The sequence below is a fragment of the Roseibium aggregatum IAM 12614 genome, assembly GCF_000168975.1.
In the GTDB taxonomy this organism is placed as follows: domain Bacteria; phylum Pseudomonadota; class Alphaproteobacteria; order Rhizobiales; family Stappiaceae; genus Roseibium; species Roseibium aggregatum.
On record NZ_AAUW01000001.1, the window covers coordinates 116,426 to 138,342 of the forward strand.

The window sequence follows — 21,917 nt, forward strand, 5'->3', positions numbered from 1 at the left end:
ACAGATCAATCGCGCTTCAAATTGAAAAAGTGTTCCTGGGACAGCGCCGTTTTTTACAAAGGGAACGCGGCTGAAAGCCTGTGGAGCGGGCCCTTGGCGCTGGTGCAGGCCTCAGCCACTGACGGGTTTGAGCTTTGCCAGTCGGCCGGTTGTCGGCATCTTCTCTTTCAGCGTCTGTTCCAGAAGGTAAAGCGAGAAGTCGCGAATGGGCATCGGTTTGGCAAAGAAGTACCCTTGCGCGTAGTCCACATTGCGGTTTCTGAGAGAGGCGAGCTGTTCCATGGTCTCGACACCCTCCGCACAGACCTTCATGCCGTGTGCCGCTGAAATACTCAGAATCGCCTGGACGAACGCGCCACGCGCGCAATCGGTGGCGCTGCCCAGATCGTCGACGAACATCTTGTCTATCTTCACGAGATCCGGATTGAGCGCCTTGATCTGTGCGAGATTTGAATACCCCGTGCCAAAATCGTCGATCGCGATCAGGCAGCCGATACTGCGCAGATACTCAAGCGATTTGACGCTGCTTGTCCCGGACCGGATCCCGGTCTCCAGGATCTCGCAGCATAGGGAAAGACCGGCGTCGGCTGCCATGGCGAAAACAGGGGAGCGCAGGACGGACTGAATCTGGTCGTCTTCGAGATCCGACTGGAAAAAGTTGACGGAAACCTTGAAGCCGGGCCGCCCGGCAAGCAGCGGTTTCAGGTCGCGCAGCGCCTTGGTGATGATGATCTCCGTAAACTCCCAGGTCAGGTTTTCCCGCTGGATGATGTTCACGAATTCGTCGGGGAACAGTTTGCCCTGCGCATCCTCGAAGCGCGCCAGAACCTCACACCCGTCGCACTTCATCGTCTCGAGGGTCAGGATCGGCTGGTAGTGCGGCTCGAAACCCTTGCCGCCGTTGGCAATCGCATGGCGGATCCGCCCGACCGGGCTGTGCCGGTCACTGACGACCCGTTTCACCTTCAGAAACACGAGCACGCCGGTCGTGACGCCGAAAACGGCAAATATCGCAAGCAGTGCAATGTTTTGCTGGACGACGCGGCTGGGGGGAATCATGGTCAGGTAGCACAGCCTGACATCCCCTTCACCGCAGGCCTGAGCGTAGATACGCCCGAACACCGGGCCATAGGCGTTCCGGTATTGCTGCAAAAGGCCGGCGTTTCCGTGGGCGTGAAACAGAACGGTGTAGGGATCCTGCTTGCTCGAAACATAGAACAGGTCGTCATCCGCCGTTGCCAGGTTGCCAGTCTGGTAGAAGGAAACCCCGTACCGGCCTTTCTTGATCACCGTAATTTCGCCGACATCCCTGGTCCTCTCGAATGGCACCCGATACCAGGTCTGGCGGCCATCGAGAAAAAGCTGGGCCTTTTCAGGCGGGCCGAAGTCGTGAGCGGGTTCGAACCGTCCGAAACTCGACGAACAGGCAGCCTTCGTATCCCCATCCGGGAAGAACCAGATGTTGGTAATGTGATTGTCTTTGTAGACGAGCGTGTTCAGCGCATTCAGATGCGCGTCGCTGCAATCGTCTTCCGGAAGCTTTTCCAATGTCGCATAGAGCTTGTTGCCCCGGTCGATATTGGCCAGCCAGATGGCAAAGAGATCCGACGTCTGTTTTTCCAGATCACGCTGACCGTCAAAGGCGACACCTGCCCAGGCAATTAACAACATGGCGGCAAAGGTCGCGAGGCCTGCAACAGAGCCTGTTAATAGTGCGCGGTAGTTGGGCGAGGTACTTTGACGTGCCATTTCATTGCCAGTTATTGGTCCGCCCAGGTTGCATGGTCGGGATTAAGAACAAGTCAATTGTTAGAATTAACGGGGCTTAACCTGACAGGTTATCCCTTCTTTTGTGGCTTTTAGTGTTGTTTTTTGTCCGGAAACCGCCACTGAGCCTTCGTTCGGCGTCCCCGGGTCAGGTTGAAGCGAGCCTTCCCCCAAAGCGCACGGCTGCCTGACAGGCAGACAGGATGGCAATCCCGGTCAGTCCGGTTGGCGGCGTCGGCGTCTTGCCGGAAAAATGTCATCAGTCGTGTTTGAAGATCGCTTCTGCAAGTGAAATTTGCAGGTGTTTCCCTACATTTGCGTGAGATAAGATCAGTGCTCTCTCCTGACAGAATGCTGTCAGGAGCGGTTTGATAAGGTGATCCTCATCACAGCGACTGAGGAGACTTTCCATGACTTTTACACCCGATCACTTCACTGTCTGGATGGAGATTCCCGTCTCCGATCTGGACAAGGCGGTCAGCTTTTACAATGACGTGTTCAAAACGGAGCTTAGACGTGTCGCTGACATGGGACCCAATGAGATTGCAATCTTTCCCACCAAAGAGCAGGGCGGGATTGCTGGTCACCTTTATCCGGGAAAACCCGCGCAGAGCGGAACCGGCTCGACCATCCATCTCGCTTGCCCGGACACTCTGGAAGAAACGATGGAGCGGTTTGCCGCCAAAGGCGGACAGATCATCTCCGATCCGGCGGCGATCCCAGCAGGCCGCTTTGCCTATGGGATTGATCCGGACGGCAATTCCATCGGCATGTTCGCACGCTGAAGCACCACGGACAGGATGCTGGCTTCGCAGGGAGCCGGCATCATGAGGCGGGCTGACCGACTGTTCCAGATCGTGCAGTATCTGCGCGGTGGCCGACTGGTCCGGGCGCGTCAGTTGTCCGAATGGCTGGAAGTTTCCGAACGCACCATCTATCGCGACGTGGCCGACCTGCAAGCCTCCGGCGTGCCGATCGAAGGCGCTGCCGGTGTCGGCTACATCATGCGCGATGGCTATGAATTGCCGCCCCTCATGTTCACGCGGGACGAAATCGTTGCTCTACTGGCCGGTGCGCGTCTGATCCGCGCCTGGGGCGGTGCCGCCATGGCGCGGGCGGCCGAAGAGGCGATGATCAAGATCGATGCGGTTCTGCCCGAAAAGACGCGGGTGCGCCAGAATGAGGTCGAGATCCACGCCTTCGCGCCGGAAATGACGCCGCAGATCCGCGCGCACATCGATTTTCTGGAAGCGGCTGCCGATGGTCGAAAGCGACTGTCCATTGCCTATAACGACAGCAAGGGAACGTCGACCAACCGGGCGATCCGCCCCCTCGGACTTTGGTTCTGGGGCAAGGTGTGGACACTTGTTGCCTGGTGCGAATTGCGACAGGACTTCCGCATGTTCCGGCTGGACCGGATTTCCGAAATGCGGGAGATGGGAGACCGGTTTGATCCGGAGCCCGGCAAGACGCTGAAGGATTTCTACCGGGCCATGGAGCAAGACAACCAGGGCAATTCTGCGGGGTGACGACCAAGCGGAAGGCCCGTTTTTTCAATCGGAAATTGGTGAAGTCCTTTCAATTTCGAGGCGCTCGCCGCCCGGGCAGCAAACGTCAACGCAGGGACGCGTAGCCGCTGCCGAAGATTTCCCGCAGCAGCTTGCGCTTCATTGCCTCTGCATAGTCGTCGTAGCTGGCCGCAACCTCGACAAAAGCGCCGGGACCCTTGATGACATGGGTTCGGTAGTAGCGCACTGGTGTTTGGTCGGCGCCCGAAATCACAAGGCCGTTGACGGTGATTTCCTTGAAGTCGAAGGCTCTGTAGGCGCTGTCGGGGCCGAAGCCGTCATTGTTGATGCCGTCGCCGGCAACATCAACCACCTTTCGCCCGCAAGGGACAGGCGCTTTCCGCATCAAGGTGGATGCATGGCCGAGTGCGTAACCGAGGGCTGTGGGGAACTCCGTGTAGCCTCTCGGTGCACGGCGCAGGATCTCCGCGGCCTTCGCAGCGCTTTGCGCATCGTTGAGATGGCTCCATCCGAGCTGGAGCAGTTGCTGGTATCTGCCGCTCCATTCGAAACTGGTGACCCAGATCCCGCCAACGGCCTCTATTGCCTGCACCACCTCTGGATCTGTCAGCGCATCCGCCAGTCCGTTCAGCTGCAAGGTGTGTTCGCGGGCATCGACACTGGCCGATCCGTCCATGGCAAGAACAAGCGACAGGGAACAGGCCAAAGCCGGGGCAGGGGTGAGCATAAGAGGCGCGAGGCAAAACAGGCTGCAGGCGTGGCGCAAGGTCTTGCGCAGCGCGCCTGTTCCAAGGCGGTGGTGACCTATCTGCAAGTTCGAACGGCAGCCCATCATGAAGCCATTCTAGTGGATCCGGGCTTGAAGGGAATGCCAATAAGACGAGCATGCATCCGCGCGGCGTTCAATTTCCCGGCAATCGGGCGGGTCCGTCAGGTCACCCGAAAGACCGCGTTCCTGCCGCTTCTGCCAGATGATTGCGGGGGAACTTTCACAGCAACGTCGTGACAAGACAGGCCTGTACGACGAGGCGTATTGTCATTACCCTCTATGTTGCAGTGCAAATTTCTTGGCTTAGTCTCTTGAAATTGCTGAAATATCTGGGCAGGTTTAACGCATGTATGCATCCCATGGATTTTTGCGGTCGGACATTGGCGACGTCGATGTCGTTTATCACGACGGCCTCTATCATCTGTTCCATCTGGTGCTGCCCAACCACGATTTCATCGCGCACGCCGTCAGCACGGACGGCATGACATGGCGCCGCGTAAAGAACGCGCTTTTCGTCGGGGAGCCGGGGGAATGGGACGATGACATGCTCTGGACGATGCATGTGACGCCCGATCCGGACCGCAAGGGCGAGTGGCGCATGTTCTATACGGGCCTTGCCCGCGCGGAATATGGCCGGGTGCAGCGGGTCGGACTGGCGCGGTCCAAGGATCTGTTCAACTGGCAGCGCTGCAACCACGGCAACTACCCGCTGGAGGTGCCCGGTCCGCTGTATGAAAGCTCCGTTGACGAAGGCCGCCAGTGGGTCAGTTTTCGCGATCCGTTCTTTTATATGGACGAGGAAACCGGCGAACGCCTGCTGCTGTCCTCTGCCAGAGTGAAAGACGGACCGGTCATCCGGCGAGGCTGCGTCGGGCTTGCCCGGGAGACCAGGACGGACAAATTCTCCTTCGAGGCACCGCTCTACCGTCCCGGACTTTATGACGACGTCGAGGTGCCGAACCTCTTCCGGCTCGACGGCCGCTATTACCTGATGGGCTCGATCCGCGAAGATACCAAGATCCATTACTGGTATGCCGAAACGATCAACGGCCCCTATCAGAACTTTTTCGACAATGTGATCCTGCCGACAGGCAATTATGCCGGCCGGATCTGCCGGACGAACGACCGCTTGTTGCTGTTCAATTTCTTCTCCAAGACGGAACACGTCTACGGGCGCGAGCACGTGAAGAAGCTGTTGCCGCCTCCCAAGGAACTGGTGACCGACAGTGCGGGCCGGCTCAAGCTGAAATCCAATTCCGACTTCAACGACCTGGTGACACAGCGCCAGATCGTGACGGCGTCCTACCAGTGCAAGGTCCTCTATTCCAATCCGCACGCATCGGCCGTCGATCGGTCGGACGGGCTGCATCTGTCCTGCGCAAGCGGTTATGAAGCCTTCATTCTGCCCGGCAAGCACGAAGACTTCCGTCTGAAGGCGCAGTTGATGCTGGAGGGCCTGGGCAAGACCGGCCTTGTGCTGCGGATGAACGACGAGGGCGACGGCTATTATCTCTCGCTGGACCTCGTCAACGGCATTGCCCAGATGCGGGCGTGGGGGGCAAACCCCACACCGGAATTCGAACATGCTTTCCGCTACGAACCGCTTCAGGAAGCGCATTTCCGCGGCAGCGATCATGGCCCCTGGCAGATCGAGGTCGTGGCGCACGGCCTCTACTTCGAGTTTTCCATCGACGGTTATGTGGTGCTGTCCCTTGTCGATGACAGTTTCGTCGAAGGCGGTATCGGCTTCTACACTGAAAGTGCGGCCGTCTGCCTGAAGGACCTTGTTGTCGAAACATTGAGCCGTCCGGTTACGGAGCACACGGTCGAACCGGTTTATTCCGTCACGCACAGGGCGCCCGATCAGGAAGGGGAGAGCCGGTGACCGCAGAGACGGGCACGACCGACACCTGGCTTCTGGTGAGCGACATTGACGACACGCTGACCGGCAATCAGGCAGATCTGGAGCGGCTCTGGCATCAGCTCAAGACCGCCGGGCCGCATCTGAAACTGGCCCTGAACTCCAGCCGCCCGGCCGTGAGCGTCGACCAGACCCTGTCCGAATATTTTCCCGATGACTTCGAACCGGACGCAATTATCACCGGTTTGGGAACCGAAATCCGTCTTGGCCGTTTGTTTCTGGAAAGTTGGCAAAGCCGTTTTGCCGACTGGCCTGACGGCGAGGTTCGCGCAATCGTCCGGAAATTGGGGTATGATGCACACGACGACAAGTTCCAGACGGGCGGCAAGGCCAGCTTTGCCGTTCCGGGAAAAGACGGCGTGGACGCAATTCTTGCCGAACTTCGGAGCGAGGGCATCCCGTTCAGGCACATCTATTCAGGAACCAGCGACCTGGACATTCTCGCCCCCGGTGCAGGCAAGGACGCCGCCATGCGCCATCTTGCAAGCCATCTCGGCATTCCGATGGAACGTACGATCGCCGCTGGAGATTCCGGCAACGACCTTGCGCTGTTCGAAGCAGCAGGCAAGGCCATCGCGGTCGGCAATGCCCGGCAGGAGCTTCTCATGAGCCTGCCGCGTGACAAGACCTATCTTGCATCCGCCCACCACGCTGCCGGCGTGCTGGAAGGGTTGACCGTGATGGGTCTGCTGCCGCAGCCGGCAGTCTGATCCGGCCTTTTGAAAGGCCGTTGCCTGCCGCAACGCCGGCGGGCCGATGACTATAAAGAGCAAAAGAACGCCTGGGACGCTGGAGAACAAAGCACACGAACAAGGTAACGACACATGAACAAGCACAATATCGGTTCACTTCTGATGATCTCGCTGCACGGTTATGTGGCCGGATCACCGGAACTGGGCAAACCTGATACGGGCGGCCAGGTGGTCTTCGTACTGGAACTGGCAAAGCGCTTCGCGCGGCTCGGCTACAGGGTCGATGTCATGACGCGCCAGTTCGAAGACCAGCCGGCCGAGGATATCATCAACGAAAACCTGCGCGTCGTGCGCGTACCCTTCGGCGGATCCGATTTCATCCGCAAGGAAGACATGCACGACTGGTATGGTGACTTTGTCACCAATGCGTTGGCAATGATCCGCCATCGCAAGCTGAATTATGACGTGATCAACTCGCATTACTGGGACGCAGGCGTTGCGGGTCAGAAAATTGCCGAGGAACTGCAGATCCCGCACATTCACACGCCACATTCGCTCGGCTGGTGGAAGCAGCACGACATGGTGGGTGCTGGCGAGGAAGAGATGGCCGGTTACCGGTTCAAGGAGCGGATCCAGAAGGAATTCGTTCTGTACCGCAACTGCGATCACATCATCGCAACCACCGAGCAGCAGACCGACCTCATCGTGGAGCAATACCAGTTGCCGCGTGAGCACATCACCATGATCCCGCCAGGCATTGACGAGGGCCGGTTCACGCCTGCAACGCCGGATGTGGTCGCGGAGGCGCGCCGGAAACACGATTTCAAGGAAACGGACATTTACGTTGTCGGCCGGGCCGCTGAAAACAAGGGCTATGACCTGATTATCCAGGCCTTGCCAAGCCTCCTGAAGCTGCAGCCAGAGGCGCGCCTGGTGCTTGCCGCCGGTGCGAACTCCGACAGCGACAAGGCTCTGCTCAAGCAATGGAAGGAGATCGCAGCTTCCCTTGGGGTGGCCGATGCGATCAGTTGGCGTGGCTATGTCGAGGATGAAGACCTGGCCGATTTCTACCGCGGCCCAGGCATTTTTGCGCTGCCATCCCGTTATGAGCCCTTCGGCATGACTGCCGTTGAGGCGATGGCCTGCGGCACGCCGACGGTCGTGACCATTCACGGCGGCCTGTTCGAACAGATCGAATTCGGCCGTCACGCGCTGGTTGCTGATCCCAAGCGTCCGGAGGAATTCGCGGCCATGCTGAACATGCCGATGCAATACACCTGGATGCGCGAGACACTTTGTGTGGAAGGCGCTCGCTTCGCCCGCCGCGTGTTCGGCTGGACGGGTATTGCCCGGCGGACCTTGCAGGTGTTCGAGCATTTCAAGGGCCGTTACGACGACCTGCAGTCCGACGAGCTTGCGGTGGGCTGACAGCTTACCGGAACAATGCCTTGATTGAGAAGGGATGCTGAAGATAACCGAACGTCCGGTTCAGCTTGCGTTCAGGTGAAATAGATTACACCTTGCGCATGACCTCGTGAGCAGACCGGAATCGGACTCGTGAAACAGATATTTGCCCTTTTGATCCTGACCTTCGCCGTCATCGCGCCGGCGCAAGCCGCTTGTTTGTCCCAGTCGCAGGCCCGCGAAGTCGTGGCCAGTGGCAAGGCCGCCCCGCTTGGGGCGGTTGCAGGGCAAGCAGGCGGGGAAATCGTCAAGGCACAGCTTTGCCAGCAGGGCGGAGGCTACGTCTATCTGTTGTCGGTCCTAAAGGGTGGCAAGGTGACAACTGTCACAGTCAATGCCAGCAGGTAATTGCTAGAAGCGACATCTTCCTGCCGGTTTTCGGTTGGTTGATCTGGTTCCGACTCCATCAGTCAAAAAGTTGAATTTCATGCGCATTCTTGTTGTCGAAGACGATACCGATTTGAACCGCCAGCTTGTGGCCGCCCTGGAAGAGGCCGGTTACGTGGTCGACAGTGCGACGGACGGCGAGGACGGGCATTTTCTTGGCGATACGGAGCCGTATGATGCCGTGGTCCTGGACCTCGGTCTGCCGTCCCTCGACGGCCTGTCCGTGCTGGAAAACTGGCGCCGCGACGGACGGACCATGCCGGTCCTTATCCTGACCGCGCGCGACCGCTGGTCGGACAAGGTCGCCGGCATCGACGCCGGCGCGGACGACTACGTTGCAAAGCCTTTCCACATGGAAGAAGTGCTTGCCCGTGTGCGTGCGCTCGTGCGCAGGGCCGCCGGCCATGCCTCCAACGAACTGACGTGCGGCGCGGTGCGGCTGGATCTGAGGTCCGGCCGTGTCACGGTGGACGGCAGTGCGGTCAAGCTGACCTCGCATGAATACCGGTTGCTGTCCTACCTACTGCACCACCAGGGCAAGGTCATTTCCCGAACCGAGCTGACCGAGCATCTCTACGATCAGGATTTCGACCGCGATTCCAATACGGTGGAAGTCTTCGTCGGCCGTTTGCGCAAGAAAATCGGTTCGGACATGATCGAAACCATCCGTGGGCTCGGATACCGCCTGGGAGCGGCGAGTGACTCCTGAGACCGCGGCCAGCAGGAACGGCCAACCGTTGAACAAACCACAACGATCGCTTGCTGCCCGCCTCGTGTTCGTGGCTGCTGTCTGGTCCACCATCGCACTGGCCATTGCCGGTGTGTTTCTGGTGAGCCTTTACGAAAGAGCGAGCGAGCGCGCATTCGATGCGCAGCTCGAAGTTCACATCAAGGCGTTGATCGGCGAAATGCTGGCAACCAATGCGGACCAGACAACCGCGACATTGGCAGCTCCCGCCTACCGAGGCGATCCGCGGTTCTCCCTGCCGCTGTCCGGGTGGTACTGGACAGTCCGCCGTGCCGACAGCCCGTCGATCCTCTATGCCTCGGAATCCCTCGTCGGCGATCCGCTGAACACGTCGCCCATCGGCCAGGACGAGGCCAACGCCGGTTTCATCATTGGTCCGACCGGTGATGAAATCCGAGTGTTGCAACGAAGAATTTCGGTAGGCGACACGAGTTACGTGATTGCCGTCGCCGCGGCAACTGCCGGGTTCTGGGCGGATATCTACGAATTCGGGCGGCTTGTCGCCATCACTCTGTGCATTGTCTGGCTCGGGCTTATTCTGGCGATCTTCCTTCAGGTGAAGTTCGGCTTGCGCCCGCTTGCCCACTTGCGCGCGTCGCTGTCGGCCGTCCGCCAGGGCGAGGCAGAACGCATCGATGAGGCGTTGCCGCGCGAGATCGCACCGCTTGCCGTGGAACTCAACGCGCTCATCGTGTCCAACAAGGAAATCGTCGAACGCGCGCGCACCCATGTCGGCAACCTTGCCCACGGGCTGAAAACACCGCTGTCTGTCATTTCCAACGAGGCGAGGGCCGCCGGAGGCCCTTTGGCGCAGAAGGTGTCCGAACAGGCATCGATCATGTCCACGCAGATCCAGCACCACCTGGAGCGGGCTCGCATGGCCGCGCAGCGGCGGGTCATCGGGGTCTCCTGCGAGACCGAACCGGTTCTTGCCCGCCTGATCCGCGCCATGAACAAGATCTATCAGGACAAGGGGATCGAGGTCGGATTCGCGCAGACGGGCGCAATCCGCTTCCGCGGTGAAAGCCAGGACCTGGAAGAAATGAGCGGCAACCTGATCGACAATGCCTGCAAATGGGCAGGGTCGAAGGTACAGGTTCAGGTTGCGGCTCTGAATGACCCTGCGACCAACCGGGACATGTTCACGATCACCGTCGAGGACGACGGGCCCGGATTGACACCGGAACAGCGGGCCGAAGCTGTCAAACGTGGACGTCGACTGGACGAAACGGTGCCCGGAACGGGGCTTGGCCTGTCGATTGTCGCCGACCTTGCCGCCCTTTACGGCGGCTCTTTCACCCTCGACAGTTCCTCGCTCGGAGGGCTGAAGGCACGCCTTGTTCTGCCTGCACTCAGCAAGGAATAGGGGATTTGTCAGACGATCGGTAGAGCCGCTCTTGCGGGACTGTGATAGGATGTGATGCAAATCTCGGCAATAAAGACATGGTTGTGGCCAAGTTCGGCCACAAATTAAAAATATCACTGATTCAGCCGCCGGTTTCGGCCGGTTTCACGCCTTCTAGCGCAGTTGATTTGCGTTAGCCTATAAAAATGGTCAGCACTCGGATTTTAGCTGCTCCTGGTTGAAATCCTCGGAACTTGGAGCTTTCAAGAATGCGTCTTCGCGGTGCCTCGTGTCTTGCTCTTGCCTTGGTTCTGGCAGGTTGCTCCATGACATCCGGATCGAGAGACAGCAATTCCTGGGGGTCCTTTTTCGGTGACCCGAACGCGAATGTGGCAGGCTCTGAGGCGAACACCGCTATTTCCGTTCTCGTCAACAACGAGTTCGGCAACGCGCTTGACCCATCGGATCGCATGGCGGCGGAAGATGCCCAGAACCGTGCGTTGCGCGCACGCGGGCTCGGGGTTTCGGTTGCCTGGCAGAACGAGCGCACCGGACGTAGCGGCCAGGTCCGCCCCGGACCGGTCTATTTCGTCAACGAGACGAGCTGCCGCGAGTTCACTCACGAAATGGTCCTTCAGGGCCGCACCTTGCAGGCGCGTGGCACGGCCTGCGAAACCGACCAAGGCAACTGGCAGGTGATTGGCTGATCCAGCCGGCACCATGACCCGGTTGAAGGCAGCTCCAGCGTGCTGGTGCGAAGGGGCGGGGCCTTTAATTTTCCTAAGATTTTTCTCAACACTTGCTTAAGTCTTCTGCCGTTAAACTTGCGGTGAAAAGGATCGTGATGTTGACGCTGTGAATGGCATATTCGGACCAGCTTGAAACCAAAATCAAAACCTACCTGAGCAGTCTGAGCCCTAACGCGGTTAAGGCTCTGGTCCGGAATTTGGAACGCGCCAAGGTTCAAAAGCAGGCCGATCCGCACATCCAGCTTGTTCTTGCAGCAGCCGTTGCTCTTATCCGCAAACCGCAGTCGGTGACGCCCGGAATGCCCGGCGGTGCGCAGCGGCGCGGCCAGGTACAGCGCATGTTCTTCATGCCGCTGGATGATTTTCTGATCAACGAAATGCTGCCGACCCGGCAGGAAGGCCGCATTCAGCGCGGTGTTCTGGATCGTGTCTGGAACTGGCTCAGCCGCGATGTGATGGCCGCCGATATCCGCCTCGTCCTGGAACAGGCCGGGAATGCCGCCGTCAGTGGCGAGCGGGTGGATGCCCTTGTTCAGGCGCTGCGCTCACGTGCCGTGGACGCCATTGGAGATATGCTCCGCCGCGAGGAGATTTCGGAAAAAGACAAGCGCCGGATGGCCGTCGAACTTGGCGGTGAACGCGGGATCGCGGAAGTTCGCGACATCCAGAAGATTTTCGCCGCGGAGCGTTGGCTCGTCCCCTTCCTTCAGAACATACCGGACCGCATCAACGAAAACAGGCTGAAGCAGGACACGGATGTTCTGCGTCTGGTCGACAAGTGTTCCGCGCGGTTTCCCGACCATGTGCCCGTAATCGCTGCTGCCCTTGTGGACCGCTCCGATATGCCTTCGGCCCTGTGTGCCTTTGCCGGGCGCCTTGCGGGCGACAGCGATCCCAAGGCGATCGCCCAGTCCCAGTTCGCGCCTTTCGTGGATGTGGTCATGAGCGAGGCCGAACGTCTGCAGATCTTGGCGCTTGAGCACCGCAACAACAATCCGGATCCGGTTGCCTTCTCTCAGGCGCTGTCGGAGTACCACACGCTGGTGCGCGGTGTTGAACGCGACATGGATCTTGCCGTCACAGGCAGGTGGCACAAGCGTCTGGCGGAAACCAAACGCAGCATTTCCAGTGTTGTCACCCGCGAATTGAACAGTGCTCATAGCAGTGTGCGCCGGGCACTGCAGGTGCCGAAATTCGACAAGGACGGCAAGCTGCAGATCGACCAGTCCGCGATTGATGATGCCGTGCGCACGCTGCGCGTCGTCGCGATGGTCCGCAACGCCTCCGAGACGTTCGCGGTCAACGAGATCGGCAAGCGCACCCGCCAGGCGGTCGAACAGACGCTTGAAATCCTGACACGGTCGCTGATCACCGATCTTGGCAAGGCCAAGGGACCGGCACTGGAGGCACAGACGGCCGCAGCCGACGTCGCCATCATGCTGTCGGAGATCTATTATGGCGCTGATTATGCCTCACAGCTTCGCCGCAGCCGGCAATCCGCCTATGCAAAGGCCAGTGTGAATGCCGGCAGCGCCAATCCAGGCCCCAGTCCGGAGCGCAAACTGGTTGCCAGCGCTCTCGGCCGCCGCTGACGGGCCTCCTTTAAGCCCACCCATCCTCGCGCCGGCTCGTCATTTTCGACAAGGTTCGTTCGAAACGGGTTTCATGCCCTGATATGTCAGCACCGCGACCGCCGGTCACAGCTCTGCCACCTTGCTTTTGTCCGCATTGAATTGTCTATAGTGCGCCATGGTGTTCTGGATCCTGATTGCCCTGTTGACCGGGGCTGCGACATTGTCCGTACTCATTCCCCTGTCGCGTTCGCGGCGAGGCCAGGAGGCCGCGCCTGCTCGCGCGGATGAGGCGGTTTACCGAGAGCAGCTTGCCGCTATCGACAAGGAGCTCGAACGGGGCCTGATCGATGCGGAAGCTGCCGAGGCCGCGCGAACGGAAATCGCGCGCCGGTTGCTGGCAGCGCACGACAGGGTGGGTGCCGCGAAACAAGGCGGGGTCCGGACCGGCCGGCTGAAGCTTGCGCAAGGTCTGACTTTGCTGGCTCTGCCGGTCCTGGCGTTCGGACTTTATATCGCCCTTGGCTCTCCCGGACTTCCTGACCAGCCGCTGCTCAGCCGTCTCAATGCTCCGGCTGAAGAACAATCCGTGGACTTGCTGGTCGCCCGCGTGGAGCGCCATCTGGCGGAAAATCCGGAAGACGGACAGGGCTGGGCGGTCATTGCTCCGGTGTATATGTCGCTCGGCCAGCCCCAGGCTTCCGCAAAGGCCTATTCCAATGCGATCCGCATTCTCGGGCCGCGGCAGGCCTGGCTGACCGACATGGGGGAAGCCCTCACGATTGCAAATCAGGGGCTGGTCACAGCCGAAGCCCGCGCCGCTTTCGAGCAGGCCGTATCCCTGGAGCCGTCAGCGGTTAAGCCTCGTTTCTTCCTGGCGCTTGCGCTGGGCCAGGAAGGCCGCAAGGAAGAGGCCATTGCCGCCTGGCAGGCTCTTCTTCAAGGAGCTGACGAAACCGCTGCCTGGGTTGGCGCGGCCCGTCAGGAAATGGCCAGGTTGACAGGTGAAGCGCCTGCAGGCGACACCTTGAGCGGACCGTCGCAGGAAGAGGTTGCCGCCGCCGGTGAAATGACGGCCGAAGACCGTCAGGCCATGATCTCGAACATGGTTGCCGGCCTTGCCGAACGTCTTTCCACGGAAGGTGGATCGGCCGAGGAGTGGAACCGGCTCATCCGTGCCTATATGGTTCTTGGAAAGAAACAGGATGCGGAACAGGCTCTGGCAGCGGCGTTGTCGGCCTATGCGGACAAGCCCGAGGACTTGTCCATGATCAAGGACGCTGCAAGCAAGCTTGGTCTATCTGACGGTTGAGCGGCGGATCTGCTGCGGCCGGCGCGGTTGCGCCGGTGAAATGAAAATCGGACGCTTGGTTCATGACACGCAAACAAAGACGATTGACCCTTATCGGATCGGCAGGCGCGGTGCTGGCTGTTGCGCTGATGCTGATTTTGATCGCGCTCAGAAGCGAGATCGTGTTTTTCCAGAGCCCGACTGAAATCACCCAGAACGGCGTGGCGCCCGGTCAGCGCATCAGGCTCGGTGGCCTGGTCGAGGAAGGATCGGTGGTGCGTTCCGACAACGCAGAGGTTCGTTTTCGCGTGACTGATACTGCCAATACGGTTGCCGTCACCTACAAGGGCATCCTGCCGGATCTGTTCCGGGAAGGGCAGGGCGTCGTAACCGAGGGTGTGGTCGGGTCGGATGGCGTCTTTGTTGCGGACAGCGTTCTGGCGAAGCACGACGAGAACTACATTCCCAAGGAAGTGGCCGAAGCGCTGAAGGCGCAGGGACACTGGCAAGGCGAGGAAGGCCAGTCGAACTGATTGTTCGCAGTGCCGGTGAGGAAGAGGAACGGACATGATTGTCGAATTCGGACATTACGCACTCGTGCTGGCCTTCGCTCTGACACTTGTCCAGTCCGTTTTGCCGATCTGGGGCGCGCTCCAGAAGGATGACCGCCTGATGGCGGTGGCGCCGCCCGTTTCGGTGATGCTTTTCGTCCTGATCCTGCTCTCCTTCATTGTGTTGACAGGGGCCTATCTCAATTCCGACTTTTCTGTTCTGAATGTCGTCGAAAACAGCCATTCTGCGAAGCCGTTGCTCTACAAGTTCACCGGCGTTTGGGGCAACCATGAAGGCTCCATGCTTCTGTGGGTGCTGATACTGGTGTTCTTCGGCGCACTGGTTGGCGTTTTCGGGGGCAATTTGCCGGCCGATCTGAGGGCCGTGACGCTTTCGGTGCAGGCCTGGGTGTCCGCCGGATTCATCCTGTTTCTGCTGGCGACGTCCAATCCGTTCACACGGATTGTCAATCCACCGCTGGAAGGGGCAGACCTCAACCCGATCCTGCAGGACATCGGCCTCGCCATTCATCCGCCCCTGCTTTACGTCGGTTATGTCGGCTTCTCGATCACCTTCTCCTTTGCCGTCGCGGCGCTGATCCTGGGGCGCATCGATGCTGCCTGGGCACGTTGGGTGCGGCCCTGGACGCTGCTTGCCTGGTGCTTTCTCACCCTTGGCATCGCCATGGGCTCGTATTGGGCCTACTACGAACTCGGCTGGGGTGGCTGGTGGTTCTGGGATCCGGTCGAAAACGCCAGCTTCATGCCCTGGCTGGCTGGCACCGCGCTGCTGCACTCGGCAATCGTCATGGAAAAGCGAGAGGCTCTCAAGGTCTGGACAGTGCTGCTGGCGATCTTCACCTTCTCGCTGTCGCTCCTCGGCACCTTCCTGGTGCGCTCCGGTGTCCTGACCTCAGTTCATGCCTTCGCCACCGATCCGGCCCGTGGGGTCTTCATTCTCGGGCTTCTGTGCATCTTCATCGGCGGATCGCTGAGCCTTTACGCCTGGCGCGCCCCGATGCTCAAGCAGGGCGGCCTGTTTGCCCCCATCAGCCGGGAAGGCGGCCTGGTGTTGAACAACCTGTTCCTCACGGCTGCCTGCGCGGCGGTCTTTGTCGGCACGCTCTATCCGCTGGTACTTGATGCCGTTACGGGCGAGAAGATCTCGGTCGGTGCGCCTTTCTTCAACCTGACCTTCGGACCCTTGATGGTGCCGCTGCTTCTGGCGGTTCCATTCGGTCCGGTCCTGTCTTGGAAACGGGCGGATCTCGGCGCAGCCTGCCAGCGGCTCTACGCCGCTTTCGGTCTGGCGCTGTTGCTGACGCTTGTCACCTACTGGGCTTGGGGCATGGACAAGGTGCTGGCGCCGCTCGGCGTGGGGCTGGCTGTCTGGGTCATGGCCGGAGCGATTTCGGAAATCGTGACACGGGTCAAATTCTTTGAAATCGGCTTCAAGCGCGGCTTTGCCCGTCTTGTCGGCCTTCCCGGGTCTGCCTGGGGCGCGGCCATCGCCCATTTCGGTATCGGCCTGACTGTCCTCGGCATTGTCACCGCCTCCGCGTTTCAGGAAGAGCGGGTCCTTACCATGCGTCCGGGCGACACGGTGGAGCTTGCCGGATATCAGATGACATTCGAAGGCGCGGCGCCGCGCCGTGGTCCGAACTACACCGAAGAAGTCGGTCATTTCTCGATCCGGCAGGGCGGGGCCCTGGTGGCTGAACTTGACCCGTCGAAACGTATCTACACCGCCCGCCAAATGCCGACGACGGAAGCCGGCATCTATACGACAGGGTTCTCACAGGTCTATCTGTCGCTGGGCGAAGGCCGCGGCGATGGCGCTGTCGACGTGCGCGTCTATTTCAAGCCGCTGATCACCCTGATCTGGATCGGCTGTGTGATCATGTCGCTCGGTGCAGTCTTCTCGATTGCCGACAGGCGGCTGCGTGTGGGCGCACCCAAACCGGCCCGCAAGCGTCAGCAGAGCATGGCGGCGGCGGAGTAAACGGATGATACAGCGCCTTTTCCTTGCCCTGCTGCTTGGCCTCAGCCTTCTTGCCGGACCGGCTCTTGCCGTTGCCCCGGACGAAGTTCTGGACGATCCGGTTCTGGAAAGCCGGGCCCGGGCGCTGTCGTCGGAACTGCGCTGCATGGTGTGCCAGAACCAGTCCATCGATGATAGCGACGCGCCTCTGGCCAAGGATCTGCGCATTCTGGTGCGCGAGCGGCTGGTCGCTGGGGACAGCGACGAGCAGGTGGTCGATTATCTCGTCTCCCGCTATGGCGAGTTCGTGCTGCTGAAGCCCCGTTTTGCCTGGCACACCATTGTGCTCTGGGCGGCCGGTCCGGTGGCTTTGATCGCAGGCCTGATTGCGATTGGCGCGGCACTGCGCAAGCGTGCCCGCAATCGGTCTGCGTCAACCGATACGTCCGCCTCCACCCTGACAGCCGACGAAGAACGCCGCCTGCAGGCATTGCTGGACAAGACCGACTGACCGTTCCGACTTCCAGTTCCCGGGAGGGCGGCCCTGATTTCCTTCAGGTCGTTCAGGGACCGTGGTCACTGTGTTCACACCAAGGCGTGACTTGTATCACGGTCAGGTGTGATTACCTGAGGTCGAACGACCGCATGGAGGCAGCAGAATGGGACAGCACCCGCTGAAACTGGAATTTGACGGAGCGCACGAGGCAAGCCTCGCCGCCCGGCTGGACTTGCCTTCTGGCAACATCAGGGCGTTTGCCCTGTTTGCGCACTGCTTTACCTGCTCGAAGGACATCGCTGCTGCTCGCCATATCGCCAGCGCGCTTTCGCAGGAAGGCATCGCCGTGCTCCGGTTCGATTTCACCGGCCTTGGCGGCAGTGGCGGTGATTTCGCCTCGACCGGCTTTTCCTCCAATGTCGAGGACCTGAAACGGGCTGCAGACTACCTGCGCCGGAACTATCAGGCCCCACAGTTGTTGATCGGACACTCGCTCGGCGGAGCCGCCGTTCTGTCCGTTGCCGCCGACATTCCCGAAGTGCGGGCCGTCGTGACGATTGGGGCGCCCTCGGACGCAGATCACGTCATCCACAGCTTCAAGGGTGAGGAAGACACGATCCGCCAGCAGGGCCAGGGCGAAGTCTGTCTCGAAGGGCGCAGCTTCACCATCCGCAAGGAGTTTCTGGAGGATCTGGAAACCCAGTCCGTTCGGGACAAGGTCGCAAGTCTCGGCAAGGCGCTTCTGGTGATGCACGCCCCGCTTGATGAAGTTGTCGGCATCGACAACGCCACCAGCATTTTCGTCGCCGCAAAGCATCCCAAAAGCTTCGTCTCTCTGGATACGGCGGATCATCTTCTGTCGAAAAGCCAGGACGCCGCCTATGCGGCCCGCGTGATTGCGGGCTGGGTTGGACGCTATCTCGATCCCGTGGAGGAGAGCGCCGACGACGAGGTGAAGGACGGCGTTGAGGTGGTTGAGACCGGGCAGGGCAAGTTTCAGGTCATGGTCAACAGCGGCAAGCACCGCATGATCGCCGACGAACCAAGGGACGTCGGCGGTATCGACAGCGGCCCGTCGCCCTATGGCTTTCTGTCCGCCGCTCTTGGCGCCTGCACAGTGATGACATTGCGTATGTACGCCGAACGCAAGGGGCTCGACGTCGACCGGATCGGCACGCGCGTTCTGCACGGCAAGGTGCATGCTGACGATTGCAAAGAGTGTTCTGAAAGCGTGAAGTCGAGAGGCGGCAAGATCGACCGGTTCGAGCGCATGATCACGCTGGAAGGAAACCTGGACGAAGCGACGCGGACCCGGATGCTTGAAATCGCCGACAAATGTCCCGTGCATCGTACCCTGGAAGCAGGCGCGGCCGTGGTGACGCGGGAAGTGCCGTCCGGCACACCGGAGGCGTGATTGAAGGGAAGCGGGGAGGCGGCCTCAGGCCGCCTGACCTTCCAGGGTCTGCAGGCGGATTTTCATGAAGGACAGAAGCCTGCGGGCGTCACGATCTGACAGCGACTGATAGTCGTTGGCCCAGTTTTCCGCGGTCGACTGAGGCTGCTTGTTGTGCATCGCCCGGGCCTTGCACAACGCGGTGTAATCCGCGTTTTCCACGCCCATGGCACGGCACAGAACCGCGACGCCGGTGGAATCGTAGCGCACCATGACGTTGGTGACGTATTTCTGCTCCAGACCGGCCATTTCCGCCAGAAGGAAACAGATGTCGAACAGGTTGTTCGACAACGAAAGCTGGGTGATCGCCTTGCTGAGCGAACGTTGCCCGGCCCGGATTTCCTTCAACGTGACCTTGGCGTTGATCCGGGTCGCCTTGCGTTCCAGCTTGGAGCTGGCGACAACCTTGCTGGCCTTGTGGAAGAGATCCTGGATCAGGGTCTCGTTTTCCTGGCGCAGCTTGCGGATCTTCGCCTGCTGGGCATCCGGCATCTGGTTGATCAGTTTGTCGTAATCGGACTCGGTAATGTCCGCGCGTTCCATCATCGCGTCGCGGATTTTTTCGTCCTGCTCCGCGAGCTTGATCAGAAGACGGGAGCCCCAGTCGGAAAACTCCGCGCCGGCGTTGGCTGCAACCGATTGCTTGACCGGGCTTTCGCCGCGTTCCAGAAGCACGTCTGTAACATTGGCTTCAAGATGCTGACGTTTGGAAATTGCCAAGAGGTGACCCTGGCCCATGGTCTTGGCCAGCCGAAGGATGTCCTCGGTCTTGAGAGCATTGGAGGACGTTAGCATCGGCCGCGCAATGTCGATCTCTTCCCGGGCAAGCTCATAGGCGACCTTGTGGGAGGTGTCGTCTATCGGCGCCAGTTGCTCGGAAATCGCCTTCTTCTGTTCAGGTTCCATGGAGGGAAGCATGCTTTCCAACACCGTGTTGAACAGAGCGATTTCTTCTGTCTGGTAACTGTTCGCGCCGCGTACAAAAAGCTCGGTAACGTGTTCCACCAGCTGGTGGCGTTTTTCCGGGGTGCTTTCCTGAGCGAGGCTGAGAAGGTCGTTGAGCATCTTTGAGCTGTCCGTTTTTCTTACAACAGAACTACCGTGCAGACAGTTTACAACTGTCTAAAGCACAGGATGAAAAAAGGATAAATCTCTTAGGGTATCGGTATTATTGACAGTATATGTCGCGGACTTTATCTGCGAAGGAGGCAATCTCGTTATATACTTTGCTTCGCAAGTCGTCTGAATTGTCAAGATTAGGTTGCTTTACGTAACTCAGAGTTGGGGCGAGGCGCGATTTGCCGGTCCCTTCGTTTCAGCGCCTGTATCGAGGACAACCTTGTCCATTGGCACATCCCAGGGCATCGGAAAGATCGACGGGATCCTGCAAAAGGCAAATCCGATGCCGATCGTCAGTGGTTTGGCCGGCAGCGATGCCAGCGTGCGGTCGTAATAGCCGCCGCCGTTGCCGAGGCGATAGAAATGGCTGTCGACACCAACCAGTGGGGCAATCACCACCTCCGGTATCTGCGCCGCACCTTCTCCCGGCACGGGTATGTTCCAGAGGCCTCGCGTCATTGCGCATCCGGGCTGCCAGGCGCGGAAGATCAACGGCGTCTGCTTTTCCGGAACCACCGGCAGAAGAACGGTTTTACCTGCTTTGCTCAGGACCGCCATCAAGGGGCGCAAATCCGGTTCGCCGCGGATCGGCCAATAGAAGGAGATGGTCTGAAAATTCGCGGCCTCCAGCACCGGGCGAAGCTGGTCGATCAGGGCTGTCGTCTTTTCCGCCCGCTCGGCACTGTTCAGTCCCTTCCGCTTTTCATACAGGCGGGTGCGTTCGGATGCGCGGAAACGGCTGACATCACGGAACGTCTGCTGATCCACGACAAAACCGGCAACCAGCTTGTCGGCAAAGCAGACAGGGTCTCCCGGCAGATCGACGTCATCGTTCATTCCGGATAACTCCTTTCGGTGTCCTTGTGCCTCTCCGTGTCAGGCGACCTTTCTGTCCGCCACCGGCCAGACCAGTGCCTCAAGCAGAAGAGATCTGGTCAGAAATCCCAGGAAAGTTCCATCCTGGCTCACCGGCACATGATCGAGATTATCGCGAACCATGACATGCAGTGCATCACCAAGCGGCAGGCTGCCGTCGAAAGACGTCACGGGAGCGCGCATGATGTCCCGGGCAAGCCGGCCCGCTGGAGGACAGGGGACGTCCTGCGTGGTCCCGGTCAATTGGTGCAACAGGTCACGCTGGTCGACCAGGCCGGCAAGGCGGCCATCCGTGCCGACAACGGCAACGACCGGTTTCCCGCTTTGCTCAAGTTTGCCGACAAGGGTGTGAAAGTCCGTCTCGGGAAGAACAGTCGTATCATCCGGGCTTACGGCATCGGCGCATGAGACCCCTTCGAACGGAGGCTGGATCAGCTCTGCTTCCACCGCGGCCACGAGCCGCGCCAGGTCGACCGCGCCAAGGTTGGTCGACTGGTGAAACTTCGACAGCACACTCGACAGATTATCCTCTGTCAGTCCAAGGCGCCGCATCGGTGGAGGCCCGCTTTGCGAAAGGCTGGTTCTGAAGGGATACTTACGCCCGGAATACCGATGAAACACCAGACCGGACGCCACCAGTACGCTTGTCATGACAGCCGTGTTGACGACCACCATCACGGCACCGACTTCCGTCAGAAGGTTCGGCGACAGCCCGATCAACAGCGCGACAGCACCGCCGGGCGGATGAAGGGCCCGGCCGAGCATCATTGCGGCAAAGGCAAGCGCTACAGCCAGGACAGGCGCTGTTTCGGTAGGCAGCAGGCCAACCGCCACCACACCGCAAACTGCCGACAGCGTGTTGCCGAGGATCGCGGACCACGGCTGTGCGAGTGGGCTGTTCGGAACGGCAAAGACGAGGACGGCGCTGGCTCCGAGAGGAGCCATCAGAAACAGCGGCAAACTTCCATATTCGTGCATTCCCCAGACCATCAGGGCACAGGCGCCGATGCCCGCCGCGCCGCCAAGCATGGCCAGGAATGCCTCGGCCGGCTGCGGCCACGGCAGCGCAGGAGCAAGAGCGGTCCGGAAACTTGATTTGCGGTCGGATTGCATGAAAGTCGCCTGAAAAATATGCATTTGCACAAGTTCTAGGCGATTTTTACGGCGATGACTTGGATTTTGAAACTCAATTTCCGCTTTGCAGCGAA

The 21,917-nt window shown here is 59.9% G+C and carries 20 protein-coding genes; 15 read left to right on the forward strand and 5 right to left on the reverse strand.

Features of this window, described 5'->3' with window-relative positions:
- Positions 1 to 111 precede the first annotated feature (111 nt).
- Positions 112 to 1,749 (reverse strand): EAL domain-containing protein, encoded by a 1,638-nt coding sequence (locus tag SIAM614_RS30390; protein WP_081455163.1) that lies wholly within the window; start codon positions 1,747 to 1,749, stop codon positions 112 to 114.
- Positions 1,750 to 2,177: 428 nt separating this feature from the next.
- Here SIAM614_RS30390 and SIAM614_RS00525 point away from each other — a divergent pair, with 428 nt between their 5' ends.
- Both SIAM614_RS00525 and SIAM614_RS00530 read left to right on the forward strand, forming a co-directional pair.
- On the forward strand, positions 2,178 to 2,552 hold the full coding sequence (locus tag SIAM614_RS00525) for a VOC family protein (RefSeq protein ID WP_040438644.1): 375 nt from the start codon (positions 2,178 to 2,180) through the stop codon (positions 2,550 to 2,552).
- A 42-nt stretch (positions 2,553 to 2,594) separates the two neighbouring features.
- A complete protein-coding gene (locus tag SIAM614_RS00530) occupies positions 2,595 to 3,296 on the forward strand; it encodes a helix-turn-helix transcriptional regulator (protein ID WP_040438865.1) in 702 nt (233 codons plus the stop codon).
- An 85-nt stretch (positions 3,297 to 3,381) separates the two neighbouring features.
- Here SIAM614_RS00530 and SIAM614_RS00535 read toward each other — a convergent pair whose 3' ends face one another.
- Positions 3,382 to 4,131, reverse strand: coding sequence for a DUF1194 domain-containing protein (locus SIAM614_RS00535; protein ID WP_157139610.1), 750 nt, complete (start codon positions 4,129 to 4,131; stop codon positions 3,382 to 3,384).
- A gap of 280 nt (positions 4,132 to 4,411) precedes the next feature.
- Here SIAM614_RS00535 and SIAM614_RS00540 point away from each other — a divergent pair, with 280 nt between their 5' ends.
- The 13 genes from SIAM614_RS00540 (at position 4,412) to SIAM614_RS00600 (ending at position 18,675) form a co-directional block, all read left to right on the forward strand.
- A complete protein-coding gene (locus tag SIAM614_RS00540) occupies positions 4,412 to 5,950 on the forward strand; it encodes a glycoside hydrolase family protein (RefSeq protein ID WP_006931209.1) in 1,539 nt (512 codons plus the stop codon).
- Positions 5,947 to 6,696: an HAD-IIB family hydrolase gene (locus SIAM614_RS00545; RefSeq protein WP_006931210.1), complete on the forward strand. Its 750-nt coding sequence runs from the start codon at positions 5,947 to 5,949 to the stop codon at positions 6,694 to 6,696. Before SIAM614_RS00540 ends, SIAM614_RS00545 begins: the two co-directional genes overlap by 4 nt.
- 114 nt (positions 6,697 to 6,810) lie before the next feature.
- Complete coding sequence (locus tag SIAM614_RS00550; RefSeq protein ID WP_006931211.1) at positions 6,811 to 8,106, forward strand: glycosyltransferase; 1,296 nt, start codon at positions 6,811 to 6,813, stop codon at positions 8,104 to 8,106.
- Positions 8,107 to 8,235: 129 nt separating this feature from the next.
- Positions 8,236 to 8,490 carry a PepSY domain-containing protein gene (locus SIAM614_RS00555; protein ID WP_208983863.1) on the forward strand — a complete coding sequence of 85 codons (255 nt, stop codon included), beginning with the start codon at positions 8,236 to 8,238 and terminating at the stop codon, positions 8,488 to 8,490.
- A gap of 79 nt (positions 8,491 to 8,569) precedes the next feature.
- Positions 8,570 to 9,238, forward strand: a complete 669-nt coding sequence (locus SIAM614_RS00560; RefSeq protein WP_040438649.1) for a response regulator — start codon at positions 8,570 to 8,572, stop codon at positions 9,236 to 9,238.
- A 28-nt stretch (positions 9,239 to 9,266) separates the two neighbouring features.
- Positions 9,267 to 10,643, forward strand: a complete 1,377-nt coding sequence (locus SIAM614_RS00565; RefSeq protein WP_040438652.1) for an ATP-binding protein — start codon at positions 9,267 to 9,269, stop codon at positions 10,641 to 10,643.
- Between the two features lie 248 nt (positions 10,644 to 10,891).
- Positions 10,892 to 11,329 (forward strand): RT0821/Lpp0805 family surface protein, encoded by a 438-nt coding sequence (locus SIAM614_RS00570; protein WP_006931215.1) that lies wholly within the window; start codon positions 10,892 to 10,894, stop codon positions 11,327 to 11,329.
- Between the two features lie 152 nt (positions 11,330 to 11,481).
- Positions 11,482 to 12,963 (forward strand): hypothetical protein, encoded by a 1,482-nt coding sequence (locus SIAM614_RS00575; RefSeq protein WP_006931216.1) that lies wholly within the window; start codon positions 11,482 to 11,484, stop codon positions 12,961 to 12,963.
- Between the two features lie 157 nt (positions 12,964 to 13,120).
- Positions 13,121 to 14,254, forward strand: coding sequence for a c-type cytochrome biogenesis protein CcmI (ccmI, locus tag SIAM614_RS00580; protein WP_006931217.1), 1,134 nt, complete (start codon positions 13,121 to 13,123; stop codon positions 14,252 to 14,254).
- A gap of 62 nt (positions 14,255 to 14,316) precedes the next feature.
- On the forward strand, positions 14,317 to 14,766 hold the full coding sequence (gene ccmE / locus SIAM614_RS00585; protein WP_040438655.1) for a cytochrome c maturation protein CcmE: 450 nt from the start codon (positions 14,317 to 14,319) through the stop codon (positions 14,764 to 14,766).
- Positions 14,767 to 14,800: 34 nt separating this feature from the next.
- Positions 14,801 to 16,786 carry a heme lyase CcmF/NrfE family subunit gene (locus SIAM614_RS00590; protein WP_006931220.1) on the forward strand — a complete coding sequence of 662 codons (1,986 nt, stop codon included), beginning with the start codon at positions 14,801 to 14,803 and terminating at the stop codon, positions 16,784 to 16,786.
- A gap of 4 nt (positions 16,787 to 16,790) precedes the next feature.
- Positions 16,791 to 17,276 carry a cytochrome c-type biogenesis protein gene (locus SIAM614_RS00595; protein ID WP_006931222.1) on the forward strand — a complete coding sequence of 162 codons (486 nt, stop codon included), beginning with the start codon at positions 16,791 to 16,793 and terminating at the stop codon, positions 17,274 to 17,276.
- Positions 17,277 to 17,424: 148 nt separating this feature from the next.
- The gene (locus SIAM614_RS00600; protein ID WP_006931223.1) at positions 17,425 to 18,675 is read left to right on the forward strand and encodes a bifunctional alpha/beta hydrolase/OsmC family protein; all 1,251 of its coding nucleotides are present in this window, start codon (positions 17,425 to 17,427) and stop codon (positions 18,673 to 18,675) included.
- A 24-nt stretch (positions 18,676 to 18,699) separates the two neighbouring features.
- Here SIAM614_RS00600 and SIAM614_RS00605 read toward each other — a convergent pair whose 3' ends face one another.
- The 3 genes from SIAM614_RS00605 to SIAM614_RS00615 all read right to left on the reverse strand — a co-directional run bounded on the left by SIAM614_RS00605 (position 18,700) and on the right by SIAM614_RS00615 (position 21,822).
- Entirely contained in the window at positions 18,700 to 19,779 is a 1,080-nt protein-coding gene (locus SIAM614_RS00605) for a DUF2336 domain-containing protein (RefSeq protein WP_006931224.1), read from the reverse strand.
- A gap of 210 nt (positions 19,780 to 19,989) precedes the next feature.
- On the reverse strand, positions 19,990 to 20,670 hold the full coding sequence (locus tag SIAM614_RS00610) for a 5-formyltetrahydrofolate cyclo-ligase (protein WP_006931225.1): 681 nt from the start codon (positions 20,668 to 20,670) through the stop codon (positions 19,990 to 19,992).
- A gap of 39 nt (positions 20,671 to 20,709) precedes the next feature.
- A complete protein-coding gene (locus tag SIAM614_RS00615) occupies positions 20,710 to 21,822 on the reverse strand; it encodes an HPP family protein (protein WP_198137232.1) in 1,113 nt (370 codons plus the stop codon).
- Positions 21,823 to 21,917: the final 95 nt, after the last annotated feature.

What these genes read in the sequence shown, in the direction of transcription:
- SIAM614_RS30390 (WP_081455163.1), bottom strand. Translation starts at nt 1,749, where the DNA reads ATGGCACGTCAAAGTACCTCGCCCAACTACCGCGCACTATTAACAGGC.
- SIAM614_RS00525 (WP_040438644.1), top strand. Translation starts at nt 2,178, where the DNA reads ATGACTTTTACACCCGATCACTTCACTGTCTGGATGGAGATTCCCGTC.
- SIAM614_RS00530 (WP_040438865.1), top strand. Translation starts at nt 2,595, where the DNA reads ATGAGGCGGGCTGACCGACTGTTCCAGATCGTGCAGTATCTGCGCGGT.
- SIAM614_RS00535 (WP_157139610.1), bottom strand. Translation starts at nt 4,131, where the DNA reads ATGATGGGCTGCCGTTCGAACTTGCAGATAGGTCACCACCGCCTTGGA.
- SIAM614_RS00540 (WP_006931209.1), top strand. Translation starts at nt 4,412, where the DNA reads ATGTATGCATCCCATGGATTTTTGCGGTCGGACATTGGCGACGTCGAT.
- SIAM614_RS00550 (WP_006931211.1), top strand. Translation starts at nt 6,811, where the DNA reads ATGAACAAGCACAATATCGGTTCACTTCTGATGATCTCGCTGCACGGT.
- SIAM614_RS00560 (WP_040438649.1), top strand. Translation starts at nt 8,570, where the DNA reads ATGCGCATTCTTGTTGTCGAAGACGATACCGATTTGAACCGCCAGCTT.
- SIAM614_RS00570 (WP_006931215.1), top strand. Translation starts at nt 10,892, where the DNA reads ATGCGTCTTCGCGGTGCCTCGTGTCTTGCTCTTGCCTTGGTTCTGGCA.
- SIAM614_RS00575 (WP_006931216.1), top strand. Translation starts at nt 11,482, where the DNA reads ATGGCATATTCGGACCAGCTTGAAACCAAAATCAAAACCTACCTGAGC.
- ccmI (WP_006931217.1), top strand. Translation starts at nt 13,121, where the DNA reads ATGGTGTTCTGGATCCTGATTGCCCTGTTGACCGGGGCTGCGACATTG.
- ccmE (WP_040438655.1), top strand. Translation starts at nt 14,317, where the DNA reads ATGACACGCAAACAAAGACGATTGACCCTTATCGGATCGGCAGGCGCG.
- SIAM614_RS00590 (WP_006931220.1), top strand. Translation starts at nt 14,801, where the DNA reads ATGATTGTCGAATTCGGACATTACGCACTCGTGCTGGCCTTCGCTCTG.
- SIAM614_RS00595 (WP_006931222.1), top strand. Translation starts at nt 16,791, where the DNA reads ATGATACAGCGCCTTTTCCTTGCCCTGCTGCTTGGCCTCAGCCTTCTT.
- SIAM614_RS00600 (WP_006931223.1), top strand. Translation starts at nt 17,425, where the DNA reads ATGGGACAGCACCCGCTGAAACTGGAATTTGACGGAGCGCACGAGGCA.
- SIAM614_RS00605 (WP_006931224.1), bottom strand. Translation starts at nt 19,779, where the DNA reads ATGCTCAACGACCTTCTCAGCCTCGCTCAGGAAAGCACCCCGGAAAAA.
- SIAM614_RS00610 (WP_006931225.1), bottom strand. Translation starts at nt 20,670, where the DNA reads ATGAACGATGACGTCGATCTGCCGGGAGACCCTGTCTGCTTTGCCGAC.
- SIAM614_RS00615 (WP_198137232.1), bottom strand. Translation starts at nt 21,822, where the DNA reads ATGCAATCCGACCGCAAATCAAGTTTCCGGACCGCTCTTGCTCCTGCG.